Origin of the sequence: Devosia rhodophyticola (assembly GCF_028816475.1) — a bacterium.
Taxonomy (GTDB): domain Bacteria; phylum Pseudomonadota; class Alphaproteobacteria; order Rhizobiales; family Devosiaceae; genus Devosia; species Devosia rhodophyticola.
Genome location: NZ_CP118247.1, coordinates 560,471 through 580,477, shown reverse-complemented (window position 1 = coordinate 580,477; position 20,007 = coordinate 560,471). Strand labels below are relative to the sequence as shown.

General features: G+C 60.7%; 25 protein-coding genes. All 25 read left to right on the top strand.

The window, feature by feature from the left end; all coding sequences use genetic code 11:
- The first annotated feature begins 37 nt into the window (after positions 1–37).
- A complete protein-coding gene (locus tag PSQ90_RS02775) occupies positions 38–1,306 on the top strand; it encodes an Hsp70 family protein (protein ID WP_282211924.1) in 1,269 nt (422 codons plus the stop codon).
- Positions 1,307–1,379: 73 nt separating this feature from the next.
- Complete coding sequence (locus tag PSQ90_RS02770) at positions 1,380–2,615, top strand: DUF2254 domain-containing protein (RefSeq protein ID WP_282211923.1); 1,236 nt, start codon at positions 1,380–1,382, stop codon at positions 2,613–2,615.
- 47 nt (positions 2,616–2,662) lie between these two features.
- Positions 2,663–3,091, top strand: a complete 429-nt coding sequence (locus PSQ90_RS02765; RefSeq protein ID WP_282211922.1) for a hypothetical protein — start codon at positions 2,663–2,665, stop codon at positions 3,089–3,091.
- A complete protein-coding gene (locus PSQ90_RS02760) occupies positions 3,069–4,325 on the top strand; it encodes a DNA-packaging protein (protein ID WP_282211921.1) in 1,257 nt (418 codons plus the stop codon). The genes PSQ90_RS02765 and PSQ90_RS02760 overlap by 23 nt, the downstream gene beginning before the upstream one ends.
- A gap of 29 nt (positions 4,326–4,354) precedes the next feature.
- Positions 4,355–5,509, top strand: a complete 1,155-nt coding sequence (locus PSQ90_RS02755) for a phage portal protein (RefSeq protein WP_282211920.1) — start codon at positions 4,355–4,357, stop codon at positions 5,507–5,509.
- Between the two features lie 18 nt (positions 5,510–5,527).
- On the top strand, positions 5,528–5,716 hold the full coding sequence (locus tag PSQ90_RS02750) for a hypothetical protein (protein ID WP_282211919.1): 189 nt from the start codon (positions 5,528–5,530) through the stop codon (positions 5,714–5,716).
- A gap of 3 nt (positions 5,717–5,719) precedes the next feature.
- A complete protein-coding gene (locus PSQ90_RS02745) occupies positions 5,720–5,848 on the top strand; it encodes a hypothetical protein (RefSeq protein WP_282211918.1) in 129 nt (42 codons plus the stop codon).
- Complete coding sequence (locus PSQ90_RS02740; protein ID WP_282212970.1) at positions 5,848–6,336, top strand: HK97 family phage prohead protease; 489 nt, start codon at positions 5,848–5,850, stop codon at positions 6,334–6,336. The genes PSQ90_RS02745 and PSQ90_RS02740 overlap by 1 nt, the downstream gene beginning before the upstream one ends.
- 10 nt (positions 6,337–6,346) lie before the next feature.
- Positions 6,347–7,564: a phage major capsid protein gene (locus PSQ90_RS02735; protein WP_282211917.1), complete on the top strand. Its 1,218-nt coding sequence runs from the start codon at positions 6,347–6,349 to the stop codon at positions 7,562–7,564.
- Positions 7,565–7,640: 76 nt separating this feature from the next.
- Complete coding sequence (locus tag PSQ90_RS02730; protein WP_282211916.1) at positions 7,641–8,207, top strand: head-tail connector protein; 567 nt, start codon at positions 7,641–7,643, stop codon at positions 8,205–8,207.
- Positions 8,204–8,545 carry a phage head closure protein gene (locus PSQ90_RS02725; protein ID WP_282211915.1) on the top strand — a complete coding sequence of 114 codons (342 nt, stop codon included), beginning with the start codon at positions 8,204–8,206 and terminating at the stop codon, positions 8,543–8,545. The genes PSQ90_RS02730 and PSQ90_RS02725 overlap by 4 nt, the downstream gene beginning before the upstream one ends.
- A gap of 4 nt (positions 8,546–8,549) precedes the next feature.
- A complete protein-coding gene (locus PSQ90_RS02720; RefSeq protein WP_282211914.1) occupies positions 8,550–8,957 on the top strand; it encodes a DUF3168 domain-containing protein in 408 nt (135 codons plus the stop codon).
- 29 nt (positions 8,958–8,986) lie between these two features.
- Entirely contained in the window at positions 8,987–9,400 is a 414-nt protein-coding gene (locus tag PSQ90_RS02715) for a phage major tail protein, TP901-1 family (protein ID WP_282211913.1), read from the top strand.
- 23 nt (positions 9,401–9,423) lie between these two features.
- Positions 9,424–9,738 (top strand): gene transfer agent family protein, encoded by a 315-nt coding sequence (locus PSQ90_RS02710; RefSeq protein WP_282211912.1) that lies wholly within the window; start codon positions 9,424–9,426, stop codon positions 9,736–9,738.
- Complete coding sequence (locus PSQ90_RS02705) at positions 9,735–9,926, top strand: rcc01693 family protein (protein ID WP_282211911.1); 192 nt, start codon at positions 9,735–9,737, stop codon at positions 9,924–9,926. The genes PSQ90_RS02710 and PSQ90_RS02705 overlap by 4 nt, the downstream gene beginning before the upstream one ends.
- Positions 9,916–10,464: a phage tail tape measure protein gene (locus PSQ90_RS02700; RefSeq protein WP_282211910.1), complete on the top strand. Its 549-nt coding sequence runs from the start codon at positions 9,916–9,918 to the stop codon at positions 10,462–10,464. The genes PSQ90_RS02705 and PSQ90_RS02700 overlap by 11 nt, the downstream gene beginning before the upstream one ends.
- Before the next feature lie 43 nt (positions 10,465–10,507).
- Entirely contained in the window at positions 10,508–11,128 is a 621-nt protein-coding gene (locus PSQ90_RS02695; RefSeq protein ID WP_282211909.1) for a DUF2460 domain-containing protein, read from the top strand.
- The gene (locus PSQ90_RS02690; RefSeq protein WP_282211908.1) at positions 11,125–12,015 is read left to right on the top strand and encodes a DUF2163 domain-containing protein; all 891 of its coding nucleotides are present in this window, start codon (positions 11,125–11,127) and stop codon (positions 12,013–12,015) included. Before PSQ90_RS02695 ends, PSQ90_RS02690 begins: the two co-directional genes overlap by 4 nt.
- Positions 12,012–12,437 carry an NlpC/P60 family protein gene (locus tag PSQ90_RS02685; RefSeq protein ID WP_282211907.1) on the top strand — a complete coding sequence of 142 codons (426 nt, stop codon included), beginning with the start codon at positions 12,012–12,014 and terminating at the stop codon, positions 12,435–12,437. The genes PSQ90_RS02690 and PSQ90_RS02685 overlap by 4 nt, the downstream gene beginning before the upstream one ends.
- Before the next feature lie 26 nt (positions 12,438–12,463).
- Entirely contained in the window at positions 12,464–16,204 is a 3,741-nt protein-coding gene (locus PSQ90_RS02680; protein ID WP_282211906.1) for a baseplate multidomain protein megatron, read from the top strand.
- Positions 16,197–16,955, top strand: a complete 759-nt coding sequence (locus PSQ90_RS02675; RefSeq protein WP_282211905.1) for a glycoside hydrolase family 108 protein — start codon at positions 16,197–16,199, stop codon at positions 16,953–16,955. Before PSQ90_RS02680 ends, PSQ90_RS02675 begins: the two co-directional genes overlap by 8 nt.
- 68 nt (positions 16,956–17,023) lie before the next feature.
- On the top strand, positions 17,024–17,320 hold the full coding sequence (locus tag PSQ90_RS02670) for a hypothetical protein (RefSeq protein ID WP_282211904.1): 297 nt from the start codon (positions 17,024–17,026) through the stop codon (positions 17,318–17,320).
- Positions 17,321–17,346: 26 nt separating this feature from the next.
- Entirely contained in the window at positions 17,347–18,006 is a 660-nt protein-coding gene (locus tag PSQ90_RS02665; RefSeq protein WP_282211903.1) for a response regulator transcription factor, read from the top strand.
- A gap of 30 nt (positions 18,007–18,036) precedes the next feature.
- Positions 18,037–19,410 carry a sensor histidine kinase gene (locus PSQ90_RS02660; protein WP_282211902.1) on the top strand — a complete coding sequence of 458 codons (1,374 nt, stop codon included), beginning with the start codon at positions 18,037–18,039 and terminating at the stop codon, positions 19,408–19,410.
- A gap of 60 nt (positions 19,411–19,470) precedes the next feature.
- Positions 19,471–19,950, top strand: coding sequence for an RT0821/Lpp0805 family surface protein (locus tag PSQ90_RS02655; protein ID WP_282211901.1), 480 nt, complete (start codon positions 19,471–19,473; stop codon positions 19,948–19,950).
- The last annotated feature ends 57 nt before the right edge of the window (positions 19,951–20,007 follow it).

The window sequence follows — 20,007 nt, the reverse complement described above, 5'->3', positions numbered from 1 at the left end:
CTATAAGAGGGCCATCCTTCTAAACGGATGATCCACCATGCCCTTTGCCTGCGGCCTCGACTTCGGCACGTCCAATTCGACCATGGGCATGGTTTCAACCGGCGGCGCCCCGCGGTTATTACCGCTTGAAGCCGACAATCCCACCATTCCCAGCGTGCTGTTCTTCAGCTTTGAAGATGATCTTGTCCATTTTGGCCGGGCAGGCGTGGCCGAATATGTCGCTGGTGTTGAAGGGCGATTGTTGCGCTCGCTCAAAAGCGTCCTAGGCACGGCGCTTATCGGGGAAACCACCCGGATCAAGGTGCGCTCGCTCGGATTTCTCGAAATTTTGGGCATTTTCATTGCTGAGATCAAACGGCGCGGCGAAGTCCAGCTGGGCGGGCCGATTGATAGTGTCGTCGTCGGCAGGCCGGTCCATTTTGTCGACGATGATAGCCAAGCCGACCGCAACGCGGAGAACCAGTTACGCGAGGCGGTGCGGGCGCAAGGGTTTGCCCACATTGACTTTCAATATGAACCGATTGCCGCCGCGCTCGATTATGAACGGCAGGCCGAACGCGAGCAATTGGCGCTGATCGTCGATCTGGGCGGCGGCACGTCCGATTTTTCCGTTGTGCGCGTCGGCCCCGACCTTGCCGGCAAGCCGGATCGAAGCGACGATATTCTGGCCACAGCGGGGGTTCATGTCGGCGGCACCGATTTTGACCGGCTATTGTCAATGGCCGAGGTGATGCCCGAACTGGGTTTGGGCACCACGACGCGGGACGGCAAGCGGCATCTGCCAACGGCGCCCTATTATGATTTATCAACCTGGCACCGGATCAACCGGCTCTATACGGCCAAAACGTTGCGCGACCTCAGGAGCACGCGGCGAGAGGCGCAGCAGGCCGAGCGTGTCGACCAAATGATCGCCGTGGTGGAAGGGCGGCAGGGGCACCGCCTGATCGGCGCGGTGGAAGCCGTCAAGATTGCTCTGTCAGATGTGGACGCGATCGAGTTCGATTATCGCCAGGGCGCCGTTGAAATTGCCACCCCCATCACAATTGCCCAATTGAGCGAGGCCATTGCGGGCTCGGTTGGGCGCATTGCCGACACCATTGGAGCGACACTGACCCTTGCAGGCATCAACGCAGCACAGATTGACAGCGTCATCATGACTGGTGGTTCAACGCAACTGCCAGTGATTGGCCGTACGCTGGCGTCATATTTTCCCGGTGCAAACATGGTGCGCACAGATGTTCTGGGCAGCGTGGGGCTGGGGTTGGCGCTCGACGCACGTCGAAAGTTTGGCCGCGGTGTTGCCTGATCTGTGGGGGCTTTCGCTTTTTTGACAACCCTTTAGGTTTGTCTGCGTTCATCTTGAACAACGGGGGACTTCGGTGAGTCAGATCAGTTTTCAGTTTCGCCAGATGGCGCAACGCATGTGGTTTCTGCCTGCGGCATTCTCGCTCGGCGCCATAGTTACCATTCTGATCGCCTATTATGGCGCGCGCTACGCCCCCGCCGCCGACAAATTGCCATTCACCGTGCCCTCGAACGGCGTTGTGTCGATCCTGACCATATTGGCATCGAGCCTGCTGACGGTTTCGGTCTTTGCCCTGTCGACCATGGTCAGCGCCCTGGCCAGTGCCTCCCAATCCACTACGCCGCGCGCCGTGCCGCTGATCGTGGGCGATCGCAGCGCCCAGACCTCGATTTCGATTTTCATCGGGGCGTTCCTGTTTTCAGTTGTTGGCATTATCGGCCTGTCATCGGGCATTTATAGTGAAGCGGGGCGGTTATTGCTGTTTGCGGTGACCATTGTCGTGGTTGTACTGGTCATCGCGGCACTGATCCGCTGGATCGGCCAGATTTCGGCAATCGGCCGGGTCACCGAAACCATCGACCGTGTTGAGGCGGCGACAACCAGAGCTTTTGATGCGCTGTCCAACCGGCAATTGTTCGGCTGCTCGGTCTTGCGCGGTGAACCGTCCGGCGTGCCACTGGTTGCCGACAAGATCGGCTATGTGCAGCACATTGATGTGTCCAAACTCCAGCGCGTCGCCGACGAGCACGAATTGCAAATTGCCATAGTCTCGCGCCCCGGTGCCTATGCCGCGCCGAACTGGCCGCTGATGGTGGTGATGGGCGAGGTTGACGACGAGACGCGCGAACGGCTGGCTAATGCCTTTGTCATCGGCGACAGCAGGACGTTTGAAAGTGATCCGCGATATGGGCTGATCACCTTGAGCGAAATTGCCGGAAAAGCATTGTCGCCCGGCATCAATGATCCCGGCACGGCCATAGATGTAATTGGCACGCTGGTGCGGATATTGGCCGCCCACAGGGAAGATGACGGGCCACGCGCTGTAAAATATGTCCGCCTGTCGGTGGCAGCGCTCGAACCGGCGGAGTTGCTCGAGGATGCATTTCGCTCCATCGCCCGCGATGGCGCGGCCAGCATCGAGGTGGTACTGCGCCTGCTGGCAGGCCTTGAAACTATTGCAGCGGGTGAACCGGAATATGCAGAAGTTGCCCTGGTTACAGCGCGTGATGCCGCCGAACGCGCCCGGGTGGCCCTGACGGCCAAAAGCGATCTGGCGGCGCTGGAACGCGCAGCCGCCTTTGCCCGGTAATTTATCCATCTAATCCCCGCGTGTCGGGGCGATGCTATTGTTCAGGCATGGTCGAAAAACTGGGTTTGAACGAAGCGGGCACTGCCCGGCGCGATTGGGTAGCCATCAGGGCCGCCTATGAAAGCCGCGAGATGTCGCCAGCTGCCATCTGCGAGCAGTACGGCATCACCATTTTCCAACTGCGCTATCGCCGCCAAAAGGAAAACTGGCTGGACTGCCGCACCAAGGTGCAGGGACGCGGTCCCATCATCAACCGCATGCTCAGGGTGCTCGACCAGCAAGTGCGTGTGCTGGAGAAACAGATGCCACAATCAATCGACAAGGAAGCGGCCTTGCTTGGCACCATGGCCAAGACGCTGGAAAAACTGATCGAAATCGAAAAGGCCGAGCGCAGCAGCGAACCGGTTCAGAAAAAGGACATTTCCGAGCTGCGCAACAAGCTGGCCCGCCGCATTGACCAGCTCAAACAGCGCTGAAGCGGACGAACTGGCGGCAAGCCTTGCCCGAGACGATCTTGAACGGCTGATCTTTGACTGGCCGTTCTGGGCCGAACCGGCGCAGTTGCCACCATCGGGGGACTGGACCACCTGGCTTTTGATCGGTGGGCGCGGTTCGGGCAAGACAAGAGCCGGGGCCGAATGGGTGAGGGACTTGGCCAGCAAGGGCGTAACCCCGATAGCGCTGGTGGGCGAAACCATCAGCGAGGCCATTGCGGTCATGATCAAGGGCGAAAGCGGCCTGCTCAATGTCCATTTGCCGGACGAAAGGCCGATCTTGCGGCACAATAGTTTGATCTGGCCCAATGGGGTGGAAGCCATGGTGCTATCAGCATCGGACCCGGACCGGTTTCGCGGGCCACAATTTGCCGCTGCCTGGTGTGATGAGGTCGCAAAATGGCCCGACGCGGAAGCGGCATGGGACATGTTGCAATTTGGCCTGCGGCTTGGAAAACGCCCGCGCCAGCTGGCCACGACAACACCTAAGCCGACCAAGCTGCTCAAGCGGTTGTTGACCGACGCGCGCACCGAAGTGACGCGGATGAAAACCGCCGACAATCGGAACAATCTGGCCGACAGTTTTCTTGAGGCCATCGTCGGGCGCTATCGTGGATCGGTACTGGGGCGTCAGGAACTTGACGGCGAAATGATTGAGGACCTGCCCAATGCCTTGTGGAGCCGCGCCATGTTCAAGCCGCCCGATGATCTGGCGATGGGCCGGATCGTGGTGGCGGTTGATCCGCCGGTAACCGGCCATGCCAAATCCGATGCCTGTGGCATTGTTGTTGCCGGACGTGCTGGCGAGGGCGCGGTGGTGCTGGAAGATCGGACGGTCAAACCAGCAGCGCCGCTGGCCTGGGCGCACCGGGCAGTGGCCGCGTTTCATGCCCACGGCGCCGATGCCATCGTTGTCGAGGTCAATCAGGGTGGCGATCTGGTCAAATCGGTCATCGCTCAGGTCGATGCCAATGTGCCGGTCAAACCGGTGCGGGCCAAACGCGGCAAGTGGCTGCGGGCCGAGCCGGTCGCCGCCCTCTATGGCCGGGGGCTGATAAGCCATGTGCCCGGCCTGACCGATCTGGAAGACGAAATGTGCGGCTTTGGTACCGATGGGCGCAGCCAGGGGCATTCTCCCGACCGGGTGGATGCGCTGGTCTGGGCGCTGACCGAACTGATGCTCGATGATGTGACGCCAAAAGTGCGCGGCGTTTAGGGCTGACGCCACAAGCAAAGGAACAGAACATGCCGAACTGGATCGACCGCCTGCGGGGTGGGCGGGTGAACGCGCCTGCCGAAAGCAAGGCGCGGGGAATGGTGAGTTTAAGTCCTCTGGGCGAGGCGCAATGGAGCAATCGCGGTTTTTCGTCGCTGGCCAATGAAGGGTTTGCCAAAAATCCGGTGGTCTATCGCTGCGTGCGTCTGATCGCCGAGGCGGCCAATCGGGTGCCACTTGTGGCCAGCCATGACGGAAAGCGCCTGAGCGAACATCCGGTCATGACGCTGTTGGGACGGCCCAATTCGCGCCAGTCGGGCGGGGAAATGCTTGAAGCGGTCTATGCCTATCTGCAAACGGCGGGGAATGCCTATTTGCAGGCGGGCATGGTCGATGGCGAGGTCAAGGCGCTCTATTGCCTGCGGCCCGACCGGATGCGGGTGGTGCCGGGGCGCGACGGCTGGCCCGCCGCCTATGCCTATACCGCCGCAGGACGCACCATGCAGTTGAGCCAGACAACCGAACCGGTGCCCAGCGTTCTGCATATGGCGCTATTCCATCCGCTCGATGATCATTATGGCATGGCCCCGCTCGATGCCGCCCAGACTAGCCTCGACATTCATAATGCCGCCGGAAAATGGAACAAGGCATTGCTCGATAATGCGGCACGCCCCTCGGGAGCGCTGGTCTATTCAGTGGCAGGCGGCAATTTGAGCGGCGAGCAGTTCGACCGGCTCAAGGCCGAACTGGAACAGGGCTTTGCCGGGGCCGCCAATGCCGGACGACCCATGGTGCTCGAAGGTGGGCTGGACTGGAAAACCATTGGTTTAACGCCGCGCGACATGGATTTTATCGAAGCCAAGAACGCGGCGGCCCGCGACATTGCCCTGGCCTTTGGCGTGCCGCCGATGTTGCTGGGCATTCCGGGCGACAATACCTACGCCAATCTGGCCGAAGCCAATCGCGCCCTGTGGCGGCAAACCATCATTCCGCTGGTGCGCCGGGTGACCGATGATCTCTCGAACTGGTTGGCCCCGGCCTTTGATGGCGCCCAGATTACCGCCGATTTCGATGGTGTTGAAGCACTGGCCGAGGATCGCAGCGCCATGTGGGCGCGGATTGGGGCCGCCGACTTTCTCAATGACGCCGAAAAACGCGCCATGCTCGGCGTTGAAAACGGTTAGAGCCAAGGATTTTCCAACATGGATGAGTTGACGCGCACCGTGATCGAGCGGGGCGATCTGGCGCATTTGGCGCTGTTTTTATGGGCGAGCGGGGCCAGCGGATTGCTGGTGTGGACATTGCGGGAGCTGGCGGCGGCAAACCGGCGGTTCAATCACTTTGTTCATGAAATCGCCAACCTTAACCGACTGTTCAAAAAGGGAGATTGAGCCATGGCGGAAAAATCCGGCCAAAACAGCGCGCAGCAGACATTTCGCCAGTTTGCCTGGCATCTGGCGGGAACCCTCGCCAGCGCCAAGGGGACCGGCAAGCCCGCCAAGGCAGGTGGAGGCAAGCGTTGATGGGGCCGATCCCGATTGATGCCGACGGCCGTTTTGCCGGTTACGCCAGCGTCTTCAATTTGCCCGACGACAGCGGCGACGTAGTGATGCCGGGGGCCTTTGCCAAAAGCCTTACGCGCCGCAATGCGAACCGGGTGCGACTGCTGTTTCAGCATGATCCCAAGGAACCCGTCGGGGTGTGGGAAACCATTGCCGAGGACGGGTTTGGTCTTTGGGTCGAAGGGCGGCTGGTGGCAGGGGTGCCACGCGCCGATGCGTTGCGGGCGCTGATCGAACGCCGTGCGATTGATGGGCTCTCCATCGGATTTCGCACCATTCGTGCCACCCGCAGCAAGCCAGGGGGTCAACGCCAGCTTTGGCAGATCGATCTTTGGGAAATTTCCATCGTCACCTTTCCGATGATGGACGGGGCCCGCATTGCGCAGGCCCCCAGACCGGCAACCGGCGCGGCAATCGCGGCGGCTATTTCAGCCTTACGCCAACCTTAAAGGACCAACTATGGACCAGACGACATCAAGCCTCGAAATCAAGGCCGGTAGCGGCGATATCAATGCGCTCTATGCCGAGCTTGCGGGAGCCTTTGAGGAATTCAAGGCCACCAATGACCAGCGGCTCAAGGACATTGAAAAGCGTGGTGCTGCCGATGGCTTGCTCGAAGGCAAGCTCGATCGCCTCAATCAGGTGCTCGACGGACAAAAATCGGCACTGGAACGCGCGGCAATCGACAGGGCTCGCCCGGCGCTCGATGGCGTGGTTTCGGGCCAACCCGATGGTTACAAGGACGCGTTTTCCGCTTATGTGAAACGCGGCGAGGAAAAGGCGCTGTCGGTCGGCGTCAATGCCGATGGCGGCTATGTGGTGCCTTCGGAAACCGAAACCGAAATCACCCGCCTTTTGGCCGCTGTTTCGCCCATTCGCGCCATTGCCGGGGTGCGGCAGGTTTCAGGCTCGGTCTATAAGCGCGCCGTTTCGGTATCCGGGCCTGCGGTGGGCTGGGTCGGAGAAACCGACGCGCGCCCGATTACCGATAGTCAGCCGCTGGTTGAATTGAGTTATCCGACCATGGAGCTTTACGCCATGCCGGCAGCAACCTCGGCGTTTCTGGAGGACGCGGCGGTCGATGTGGGCCAATGGATTGCCGATGAGGTCAACGCAGCGTTTGCGGCGCAGGAAACCACAGCGTTCGTCACCGGCAATGGCGTCAAGAAGCCAACCGGCTTTCTGGCGTCGACAACGGTAGCCGAAAGCAGCTGGGCCTGGGGCAAGCTGGGCTATATCGCTTCGGGCGCTGATGGGGCCTTGCCCACGAGCAATGCCAGCGACGTACTGGTCGATCTGGTCTATGCGCTCAAGGCTGGCTATCGCCAGAATGCCAGCTGGGTGATGAACCGCCAGACCCAGGGGGCCTTGCGCAAACTCAAGGATGCTGACGGCAACTATCTGTGGCAGCCCGCTGCCAGTGCCGAGGGCAAGGCGCGCTTTATGGGCTTTGATCTGGTGGAAGCCGAAGACATGCCCAATATCGACTCGGACGCACTTTCGATTGCTTTTGGCGACTTCAAGCGCGGCTATCTGATTGTTGACCGGCAGGGCGTATCCATCCTGCGCGACCCGTTCTCGGCCAAGCCCTATGTGCTGTTTTACACCACCAAGCGCGTAGGCGGCGGTGTTGCCGATTTCGACGCGATCAAACTGCTCAAATTCGCCGCCTCCTAGGGCGCGACGTCACCCTCTCCCGCGATCCCTCCCCAAAGGGGAGGGTGACAACCAATCAACAACAGGAAACATTGTCATGACCTCTTATCTGCTGGCGGGGCCCGCCGGGGAGCCGATTTCGCTCGCCCAGGCCAAGGCTTTTTTGCGGGTGGATGATGAAGCCGAAGACGGCCTGATCACCACGCTGATAACCGCTGCGCGACTGCACATTGAAGGTGTGACCGGCAAGGCGCTGATGGCCCAGACCTGGCGGGTGGGGCTGGATTGCTGGCCTGCCGACCGCGTGGTCAAACTGCCCGTCGCGCCGCTGATCTCGATTACCGCCATTACCGCCTATGACAGCGACGGCGAGCCGCACACCATCGCGGCAGCACAGTTCTTTGCCGAACCAAACCGGTTGTTGCTGCCGATCATGGTCGTGGGGATGCCGACATTGCGTGAGCGTGGCGGCATTGAAATTGACTATGTGGCCGGTTTTGGCAGCGACGCTGAAGACGTGCCCGTCGATCTGACGCAGGCGATGTTGAGCCTGGTTGGATATTGGTTCGAGCACCGCGACGCGGTGATCGTGGCCGGGTCCGGTGCGGTGGTGCCCACCGGGTTTGACCGGTTGATCGCGCCCCACAAGCGGGTGCGGTTATGAGTGAGCGGGTACCGGCGATCGGCACACTGACCGACCGGGTGCAACTCAAGCGCAAGGACATGAGCCTTGAGGACGCGGGCGGTCTTGCGACGCTATTGGTGCCGTTGGCGACAGTCTGGGCGCGGGTGCGGCGCTTGAGCGGACGGGCCAGCCAAAGCGCCGATGGACAGGCCGTGGTGGTGAGCCACAGTGTGGTTTTGCGCTACCGCAACGATATTGGAGCCGGGGACCGGATTATCTATCGCGGCCGCAATCTTGAGGTGATCAGTACCGCCGATATCAACGGACGGCGCGCCTATCTGAGCTGCCTGTGCAGTGAAATCCAGATGATTGGTTAGGGACATGATGCATCCGATTGCGGCAGTGCAGACCCAGTTGGTGGCCGCGTTGGCGGCTGATGCGACACTGGCCGGATTGCTGGGGAGCGATGCGGTGTTCGACGCACCGCCCAAACACAAGACGGCACCCTATGTGGTGATTGCCCGGCACGATGTGCTGGCCCACGACACCGATCTGATGGCGGCCAATGAACATCGATTATTGCTGCATGTCTGGGCCAGCCAGGCCAGCCGCAGCGCGGTGTTGGCTATTGTCGAGGCGATGGTAGCAACCCTGTTGGCTGTGGATCTGTCCGATAGCGACTGGCGGGTGACATTGGCCGAGCATTTGCGCACAGACACCGACATTGACCCCAAGAGCGGGCAGGCGCGGGCGGCGGTCAGCTTTCGACTGTTCTCTGAGCCTGCCTGAGCCAAAATTCAAAATTGAGAGGAAAAAACATGGCAGCCCAGAGCGGCAAGAACATGTTGCTAAAACTCGACCAGACCGGGTCGGGCAGTTTCTTGACGGTGGCGGGATTGCGCAGCCGCGCGCTGGCCTTCAATGCCACAACGGTCGATACCACCGACCAGGAAAGCGCCGGACGCTGGCGCGAATTGCTGGCCGGCGGCGGGGTCAAACGCGCCTCGGTTTCCGGCTCCGGCATTTTCAAGGATCAGGCCTCCGACGCCATGATCCGCACGCTGTTTTTTGGCGGCACCATTCGCAACTGGCAATTGATCATCCCCGATTTTGGCACGGTGACGGGCCTGTTTCAGATCGTGGCGCTGGAATTTTCGGGTGATCACGCCGGGGAAGTCACCTTCGATCTGGCGCTGGAAAGTGCCGGCGAACTGACCTTTACCGCCGCCTGACAATCAGAGGAGAGCATAAGAAAATGGCAAATCCGCAGCGTGGTGAAGTTGAAGCAAGATTTGATGGCGAGTGCAAAACGCTCTGCCTGACGCTTGGCGCACTGGCCGAACTGGAGGGCCGGTTGCAGACCGGTGATCTGGTGGGCTTGGCCGAGCGATTTTCGGGCGGGCGCATTTCGGCGCGCGACCTGACGGCCATTCTCGGCGCTGGATTGCGCGGCGCGGGTAATGCCATTTCCGACGATGATCTGGCGCGCATGAGCATTGAAGGGGGACTGAAAGGTGCCGCCGAAATTGCCGCGACCCTGTTGCGCGTCACCTTCGGGGAAACGGCGTGAACGCCTTTCCCTGGGCCAATGTCATGCAATTCGGTTTTGGGGTGCTCAAGCTGTCGCCCGAGGCCCTATGGACCATGACGCCGCGCGAACTGGCAGCAGCCATGCGGGGCGGGCACGCCATTGCGGCGGGGCCGCTGGGACGAGATGAACTGACCCGATTGATGGAGCGCTTTCCCGATGGCCGATAATCTTTTTCCCGACAATTTTGGCAGCGAGCTGGGCGATGTCTCGGTGGAGCTGGAACGGATCGGCAATCTGGCCGACGGCGTTTCGCGCTCGCTGAGCAAGGCGTTTCAGGGCGCGTTGACTGACGGCAAATCGTTCAAGAGCGTTTTGGGGGATATCGCCAGCGCCTTTAGCGACATTGCGCTCAAGGCTGCCATCAAGCCGCTCGGCGATCTGGTCGGCAATGCGGTGGGCAATCTGTTCAGCGCCACCAATCCGGTGTTGGGTGGCGTGACGCCCTTCGCCAAGGGCGGAGTGATTGCCAGCCCCAGTTATTTTCCCATGGGTGGCGGGATGGGGCTGATGGGCGAGGCAGGAGCGGAGGCAATCATGCCTTTGCAACGCGGCAGCGATGGCCGCTTGGGCGTCGCGGGGGGCGGCGGCGCGGTCAATGTGACCTTTAATGTGACCGCCAGCGATGCACGTAGCTTTTTGCAAAGCGAGGCAGATGTCAGCGCCATGTTGCTGCGGGCGGTCAAACGCGGCACGCGTGCCAACTAGGCACCATCGACTTTTTTGAAATTCAAACTGAACCGAGGGCAACATGGCTTTTCATGCCGTGCGCTTTCCGCTCGACATTGCGCTTGGCGCGCGAGGCGGGCCGGAGCGCAGGACCGATATCGTCACCCTGGCCAGCGGGGCCGAGGAACGAAACAGCCGCTGGGCGCTGTCGCGGCGGCGCTACAATGCCGGTTATGGCGTCAAGTCACGGGCCGACATGCAGGCGGTATTGGCGTTTTTTGAAGAACGGCGCGGGCGCTTTCATGGCTTTTTGTGGCGCGACGGGCTTGATTTTTCGTCGGGCGCCACTGTGCCTATGCCGACGGATCAGGCCATTGGCACTGGCGACGGCAGCACCACACATTTTCAACTGACCAAGCAATATGGTGCCAGCTTTGACCCCTTCTTACGCCCGATCACAAAACCGGTTGTGGGCAGCGTGCGGGTTGCGGCGGATGGCGTTGAAGCAACCGGCGGCTGGACCGTCAATGCCGATACCGGGGTTGTCGAATTTGCCACAGCGCCGAGTGCCGGTGCCGTGATTACCGCCGGATTTCTGTTCGACGTGCCGGTGCGGTTCGACACGGACCGGCTCGATATCGAGCTGACCAGCTTTGATGGGGCCGAGGTGCCCAGCATTCCGCTGGTGGAGATTCTGTCATGAAAGCGCTGGAGGCGGGCTATGCCACCCACATCGCCAGTGGCGCAACGACATTGGCCTATTGTTGGCGCCTGGCGCGAGCCGATGGGATGGTGCTGGGATTTACCGACCATGACCGGACCTTGCATTTTGACGAGACTGACTTTGTCCCCGCTCATGGGTTGGATGGCAGCGAAGTGCCTGCAAAATTTGGTGCGCAGGTCGACACAGCCGAAGTGCTGGGCGTGCTGCACGCCGATGCTATTACCGAAACCGATATTGCATTGGGGCGCTATGATGGTGCGGGGGTTGAAACCTTTCGCGTCAACTGGCGCGACACCAGTCAGCGCGATCTGCTGCGGCACGACACGATCGGGGAGATCGTGCGCGAGGACGGGGTGTTTCGGGCCGAGCTGCGCTCGGGTCAGCAGGCGCTCAACCAGGTCAAGGGGCGAGTCTATCAACGCCTCTGCAATGCCAGTCTAGGCGACAGTCAATGTGGCATTGATCTCGAAATTTCGGCGTATCGCGGCTTTGCGACGGTCACCTCGGTCGAGGGACGCTTTCGGCTGGGCCTGAGCGGGTTGGATGGGTTTGATCCCGGCTGGTTCGATTTTGGCCACGCTGTCTGGGCCAGTGGGCAGCGGATCGGCCTGCGCGATTCCGTTTTGAGCCAAACAAGACTGGGCGGTGTCGATCTGCTCGAATTTTCGATGCCGGTGGGCGATTGGGCCAGCGCGGGTGATGAACTGACGGTCTATGCCGGGTGCGACCGGCGCTTTGACACTTGTCGACAAAAGTTCGGCAATGGCGTCAATTTTCGCGGCTTTCCGCACATTCCGGGCAGCGATTATGTGCTGCGCTACCCCCGGCAGGGCGATGCGCTCGATGGACGGGCGGTGGTGCGATGAGCCCCGAGCGCGTGGTGGCAGCGACCCGGCAATGGCTGGGTACGCCATACCGCCATCAGGGCGCAACGCTTGGCGCGGGGTGCGATTGCCTGGGCCTGTTGCGCGGCGTTTGGCGTAGTCTGTACGGGGGTGAGCCAATGGCGATGCCGCCCTATCGGGCTGACATTCGTGACCATGAACACGCCGATACGCTTTCGGCGGCCGCGCGGGCGCTGTTGGTGGAAAACATCGGACCGCTGGCGGCGGGGCAGGTGGTTCTGTTCAAACTCAACGCCGCGCCGCACCCCAAACATTGCGGCATATTGCTGAATGCGACCCGGTTCATCCACGCCCAGGAGCGCTTGGGGGTGATCGAGGCAAATTTGACCGCCGGCTGGGCAAAGCGAGTGGCTGCGCGGTTCGATTTTCCGTCCATCGACTGATTTACGTTTTTTGAAGGGAGGCCGAAATGGCAACTCTGGCCTTGTCTTTGGCTGGACAGGTGGTGGGTGGATTGGTCGGTGGACCAATTGGCGCCACGATCGGGCGGGCGCTGGGCGCACTGGCGGGCAGCGCCGTCGATAGTGCCATATTTGGCAGCGAACCGGTCAAAACCCGGGGCAATGATGTGCGCCTGCAGGGATCGAGCGAAGGCGGGGCGATCCCCCGGCTCTATGGCTGGAACCGGGTAAGCGGCAATATCATCTGGGCGCGCGAACTCGAGCTTCTTGAAGTCGCGGGTTCCGGGGCCAAGGGCTTTGGCGACCAGAGCGATGAAGACGAAGTGGGGGGCAGCTTTGCCGTGGCCTTTGGCGAGGGCGAGGTGCAGGTGCTGGGGCGTATCTGGGCCGACGGGCAGCTGCTCGATCCCGAAGGGCTGACCTACCGCTTTTACAATGGCAGCAACAACCAACTGCCCGACAGCCTGATCGAGGCAACGCAAGGCACCGGCGCAGCGCCCGCCTATCGTGGCATGTGCTACATTGTCTTCGAGCAATTGCCGCTCAGTCGTTTTGGCAATCGCATTCCGCAGTTTTCGGTTGAATTGTGTCGGGCATTGGGCACGCTTGAACCGATGATCAAGGCGGTCACGGTAATCCCCGGCGCGACCGAATTTGGCTATGATCCCGCGCCGCGATTGCAGCTGTTGGGACCGGGCGAGACGCGGGGCGAAAACAGCCATGTGCTGGCCAGTCAAAGCGACTGGACCGTCTCGATTGACCAGTTGCAGGCGCTATGTCCCAACCTTGAGCATGTTGCGCTGGTCGTGGCCTGGTTTGGCGACGATCTGCGCTGCGCCAATTGCACCATTGGCCCACGAGTCGAGGACAATAGCCGGGTCATAGACGCGGTGAATTGGAGTGTCGCGGGGCTGGGACGGAGCGAGGTGCCAATGGTTACGCGCCACGATGGCGGCGCGGCCTATGGCGGCACACCGTCCGACAGCGCTGTTCTGGCCGCCATCGCTGACCTAAAGGCGCGCGGCATCAAGGTGACGCTTTATCCGATCGTGCTGATGGACATTGCCAGCGACAATAGCCTCACCGATCCCTATTCGGGCGGGAGCGGTCAGCCGAGCTACCCATGGCGCGGCCGCATCACCTGCGATCCGGCGCCCGGACGGGCTGGCACGCCGGACAAATTGAGCGCGGTGGGTGCGCAGATTGCGGCGTTTTCGGCGCGGTATCAGCAAATGATCGTGCATTATGCCCAGTTGAGTGTCGCAGCGGGCGGCGTGGATGCCCTGCTGATCGGCTCGGAAATGGTGGGCATGACCACCGTGCGAGGTGCCGGAAACAGCTTTCCATTTGTCGCCGCACTGACCGCGCTGGCCAGCGATGTTCGCGCCATCGTGGGCACCGGCACCAAACTGACCTATGCCGCTGACTGGTCCGAATATGGTGGCTATCAACCCGATGGGGAGAAATTCTTTCACCTCGACCCACTTTGGGCGTCTGCCAATATCGATGCGGTTGGTATCGACAATTATATGCCGCTGGCCGATTGGCGCGATGGCGAAAATCACGCGGATGCCGTGTACGCCAATTCGGCCTACGATCTTGATTATCTGACGAGCAACATTGCCGGGGGCGAAGGGTATGACTGGTATTATGCCAGCGATGCGGATCGGTTGTCGGGCGTTCGAACCTCAATAAGCGATGGGGCGGGTGAGCCCTGGATCTGGCGTTTCAAGGACATTGCCAACTGGTGGGGACAACCGCACCATAACCGTCCCGGTGGCGTGCGAGAGGCGATGTCGACCGACTGGGTGCCGGGTGGCAAGCCAGTCTGGTTTACCGAGCTGGGATGCGGGGCGGTGGACAAAGGGGCCAACCAGCCCAACAAGTTCGCCGACCCCAAGAGTGCGGAAAGCGGTTTGCCCTATTTTTCCAACGGCAATGCCGACCCGCTGATGCAGCGGCAGTTTTTGCGGGCGCAGCAGCAATTTTGGCGCGACCCGGCCAATAACCCCGCTGGCATGGTTGATATCGACAGGCTTTATCTCTGGACGTGGGATGCGCGCCCGTTCCCGGCCTTTCCCGGTTTGCTCGATGTCTGGGCCGATGGGGCAAATTATGTCACCGGCCACTGGCTCACCGGGCGGTTGGGCGGCGTGGCGGCCGATGAATTGATCCGCGCTATCGCTGGCGATTATGGCGTCTTGCCCGACCGGGTCGCGGTCAATGGGCCATTCCTGCAGGGCTATCAACTGGCGGGCGCTGGCAATTGCCGCGATGCCTTGGAGCCGGTGCTGAGTGCCTGTGGTCTGGGGGTGCGATCATCGGCAACCGGACTGGTGATCGAGCCTGCCGGACAACGGGCAAACATTGCCATTGATCCCGACCGGCTGGCGACAACCGACAAACCGACCCTGGCGCGCCGTCGCGGCGATCCGGGCGAGGCGGTCAATCGGTTGGCGCTCTCCTATGTTGATCGCGACCATGATTATCTGAGCGCCGAAGTGAGTGCGGTGCGCAATGATGCCGGGGTGCTGGTTGGACAGTCGAGCGCGCTGGTGCTGGACGTGGGCAGCGCCCGGGTTGTGGCTGAACGGCAATTGGCGGGGCTTGGTCAGGAAATCGAGACTGTCAATCTGGCTTTGCCACCATCCCGGGCCGCCGTCGAAATTGGCGATATGTTGGCGATGGGCGGGGACGCTCCATTGCAGATCACGGAAATTCGTGATGGCGATGTGCGAACGATCACCGCGCGCAGCCTGCCCAATCCGGGCGGAATCAAGGTTTTGGCGGCACTGCCGCGCCAGACCAACCGGGCACCGATGGCCCGAGCCATGCCACTGGTGACCATTGCCCAACTGCCACCGGCCCCCGATGCGCCGACCAAGCAACGGCTTGCCGTCGCGGCCTTTGCCAATCCCTGGCCGGGAACAGTGAGCGTGGTCGATGCGGCCAGCGGCGTGCAACTGGTGCAATTGAGCCGGCGTGGTGGGGTTGGCGTGACGATTGCGCCACTCGCGGGCGGACCGACCCAGGTCTGGGATCGGGGCAATGTCCTCACGCTCAGGCTTTACGCCGGCCATCCTGCTTCGCTCGCGCCAGCAACAGTGTTGGCTGGTGGCAATCGATTGGCGCTGGAAAATGATGCGGGGCAGTGGGAAGTGATCGGCTTCGCCGGTGCTGAACTGATTGCGCCACAAACCTATGCGCTGACACAATTATTGCGCGGCCTGCAAGGATCAGATGCCGCCATAGGGACCGTGAGCGCTGGAAACCGGGTGCTGCTGCTTGATAGTCGCACCACCATTTTGGCCTCGGACAATAGCTGGCTCGAAGGCGAGCATGAGTTGCGGGTCTATGGCGGTGCGGCCGACATTACTGGGACGCAGCTGACAGTGACAGGGCAAAGCGAGGCGGTTCTGCCACTGTCGCCGGTGCATTTGCAGGCGCGTCGAGACGCGGGGACCGGCGACATTGTCTGCCGTTGGGTGCGGCGCAGTCGGGCCGATGACAATGGCTGGGTGGCGGCAGATGCACCTTTGGTGCTGGTCCCCGAAGCCTATCAGTTGAGCGTGTCACTGGGCGGGGTTGTCAAGCGAACCGTTGAATGTGGCGCGGCTGAATGGACATACGCGCTGGCCGACCAGATCAGCGATTTTGGCAGCGCGCCGGACAATTTTGATTTTGTGGTTTCCCAGATCGACCCGGTTTTTGGCCCCGGCCATGCTGGATTAGGAGAGTTTGATGGCTGATCGGTTCGCGACCTGTCTTGCGCTGGTTCTGCAACTGGAGGGCGGCTATGCCGACAATCCTGCAGACCCGGGCGGCGCCACCAATATGGGCATTACCCGCAAGACACTGGCGGCTTGGCGCCATATCAGTCCCTGGACCGATCTGCGCAAGACCGAGGTAAAAAATCTGGATCGCGGTGAGGCGGCGCGGATTTATCGCGCCAACTACTGGGATGTCATCTGGGGCAAAGATCTTCCGGCGGGAGTGGACCTGGCGCTATTTGATTTTGCCGTCAATTCGGGCCCCGACCGCGCCGTCAAAATGCTGCAGAGGCTCCTCGATGTTGAGGTCGATGGCATTGTCGGGCCGCAAACGCTGGCAGCGCTGCGGGCCCGGCGCGATGTCGTCGACCTCATCAATAAACTTTGTGCCAACCGGTTGGATTTTCTGCGAGATCTTTCAACATTTGCCACATTTGGTGCGGGCTGGACGCGCCGGATCAACACGGTTCAGACCGCAGCGTTGGCCGATATTTCCCACGCCCCGATCAATTTTCCTTCAACCAACCTATGGAGTACCCTCATGGCCTTTTTCAGTGGCTATAAGACCTATATTGTGGCCGCAATCATGGTGCTGGCGGGCGTCGCCCAGATCTTGGGAATTGATGTTCCGGCAATGGATGGCAACTCGGCGGGCCAGCTGATCATGCAGGCATTGGCCATGATTTTCTTGCGCCACGGCATCAAGAATACGGCGAGTGGCGGGGCCTGATCAAATTGAATTTTGACAGAGCCGCCACATTCATGTCCCATTCAGCAAGATTGACATAGTTTGGCGACATGGAAAAACCGATAGCTAAATTTCTGACTTCCTTGCTCCTGGCATTGGGACTGGTGCTGGCCACCGGCCATATTGCCAGTGCCCAGAATGCATGCCTGGACAAGCGGGCCATTCAGGACGAGGTCGCCTCTGGACAGATCATGTCGCTGGATGCTGTGTTGGCATCGGCAGGCATTGACGGCAACCAGAAAATCCTTAGCGTTCAGGTCTGTGACCAGGGCGGACGGATGGTATATGTTATCGGTGTGCTCAGCCCGGACGGGCAGGCGCAGAATTTGGTTCTTGGCGCACAGTAGAGCTGTTTGCTTTTGGGGGATGGCCGATGCGTATTCTGGTAGTCGAGGATGACACCAATCTTAATCGTCAGATCAAGGATGCGCTGACCGAGGCCGGTTATGCGGTTGATGTTGCCTTTGACGGTGAGGAAGGCCATTTTCTGGGCGATACTGAACCCTATGACGCCGTGGTGCTGGACATTGGTTTGCCGCAGATGGATGGGCTCAGCGTTCTCGAGGAATGGCGCCGGGCAGGCAAATCCATGCCCGTCCTGCTGCTGACAGCGCGAGACCGCTGGAGCGACAAGGTACAGGGCATTGATTCGGGTGCCGACGATTATGTTGCCAAGCCTTTCCACATGGAAGAGGTACTGGCCCGCATCCGGGCACTGGTGCGCCGGGCCGCCGGGCACGCCTCCAACGAGATCGTCGCTGGCGCCGTGCGCCTTGACGCCCGCTCGGGCAAGGTGACGGTGGACGGCCATTCAATCAAACTGACCAGCCATGAGCTGCGCCTGCTCAGCTATCTGATGCACCATAAGGGCAAGGTCATTTCGCGCACCGAACTGACCGAACACCTTTACGATCAGGATTTTGACCGCGACAGCAACACCATTGAAGTGTTTGTCGGGCGTCTGCGCAAGAAACTGCCCGATGAATGTATCCAGACCGTGCGTGGCCTCGGATATCAGATTGCGGAAGACTAGGTTGGGCCGCGCGCGGGGGCAGGGCGGCAGATGAAAAAAGGCTCCATCGCTGCGTCCCTGTTCTGGTTGTCGGCTGGATGGCTGGTTGTGGCCCTGGTTGCGACCGGCTTCTTGCTGACCGAACTCTATTCGCGCGCGCTCGACACAAGCCTCACCGAAACACTGGAATTTCACGTCGAGAGCCTGACCGGGGCGTTGCTTGAAACCGGCGATCCGCGGGCCAATAGCATCACCCTCAATGATCCCCGCTTCGACAGACCCCGTTCGGGCTGGTACTGGGCTATCCGCGACGACAAAGGTGGTCTCGATAATTTGTCAACGTCGCTGGTTGGCATCGGCCTGCCCGATCTTCCGGCGGCGTCCAATCCTTCTGGCGTTCGCACCGCGGTGATGGATGATGTTTTTGGCACGCAGATCCGGGTGGTGGAACGCGCCGTCACTGTTGGCGACAATACCTATGAGATCGCTGTCAGTGGCAGCCTGACCGAAATATTGCAACTGGTCGGTGATTTTCGCGGGCAGGCTTTCATTGTGCTCGGGGCGGTCGGCGCCATGCTGGCCATCATGAGTGCCATCGTTGCGCGATTTGCCCTTAGGCCAATCGGCCGCCTGCGCGCCGCAATCGAGAGCGTGCGCGAGGGCGATAGCGAAACAGTTAGCGGCACCTATCCGACCGAAATTGCGCCCCTGGCCGACGAGGTCAACGAATTGCTGCGTTCCAATGCCCAGATTATCGAGCGCGCCAGAAATCAGGTCGGCAATTTGGCACATGGGCTGAAAACACCGATTGCTGTGCTCCGCAACGAGGCGACCAACGACAAGACCGGTCTGGCCGAAATCGTCTTGTCGGAAAGCGACAAGATGAGCACCATGGTGGCCACTTATCTGGAGCGGGCGCGGTTGGCAGCCCGTACCTCGATTGTGGGCAAAAAGTCCGATGCGACCATGATCATGCTGCGCCTGACGCGCGTCATGCGCAAAATTCACCCCAACTGCACCATTGCTTTCCAGCGCCCCGATGCGTCATTGCCCTGGTTTCGTGGCGACGAGGCTGATCTGGAGGAAATGGCCGGAAACCTGCTGGAAAATGCCTGCAAGTGGTCAAAGGGCCAGGTGGGGGTGCGGCTGTTGAGCGAGCGTGGCGACAACGGCGCTGTCTTGCTTTTGCGCATCGACGACAACGGTCCCGGTCTTTCCGAGGAAGACGCCAAAAAAGTGTTGCGCCGTGGTGTCAGGCTGGATGAGAAAACGCCGGGCAGCGGATTGGGACTCGATATCGTCAAGGAACTGGTAGATGTCTACGGGGGCAGCCTGGAGTTGAGGCGGTCGGCTTTGGGTGGGCTTCTTGTGGAACTGCGCTTGCCAACGGCTCGACTTGGGGGCATGACCAAGGGCCAAGCATAGACTCAATTTAGACTCATTGCCCCTCATAGAACTAAGCGACCTGCAAGAGATTTGAGCAACATGAACACTATCACTCGTTTCGTACTGCCATTGTTGGCTCTAACCCTTGCCGGATGCACAGGCATGAGTCGGACGTCCACAGTTTATCAGGCACCGGTGGCCAGTACGGCCGTTGCAGCGCCAGTATATTCGGGCCCGACGCCAGCCCAGACCACGCAGGCCGCGCTGCAGACAACCAGCGTCTCCTCGGGCTTTGTTGATTCATCGGCCCTCTCACAGATGTCGTCCAACGATTCGGCGCAGGCCAGTAGTGCTCAATATTACGCGCTGCAGTTCGGTCGCCCCGGTGCCCCCCGTCCCTGGAAGGGTGACAAGGGCGTTTCAGGCGTCGTCAATGTCGGCCCGTATGTGCGTGTCAATAATCTCGATTGCCGCGATTTCACCCACACTGTTACCATTGGCGGCAAGGACTATGTACGCAAAGGCACCGCCTGCCGCGAGCAGACCGGAAATTGGGGTGTGGTTGCCAACGTTGGCTAAGCGTTTCGCGCTCGGTTGACACGGTAAAATGACGGATTGTTTACCTTGCGGGGCTAG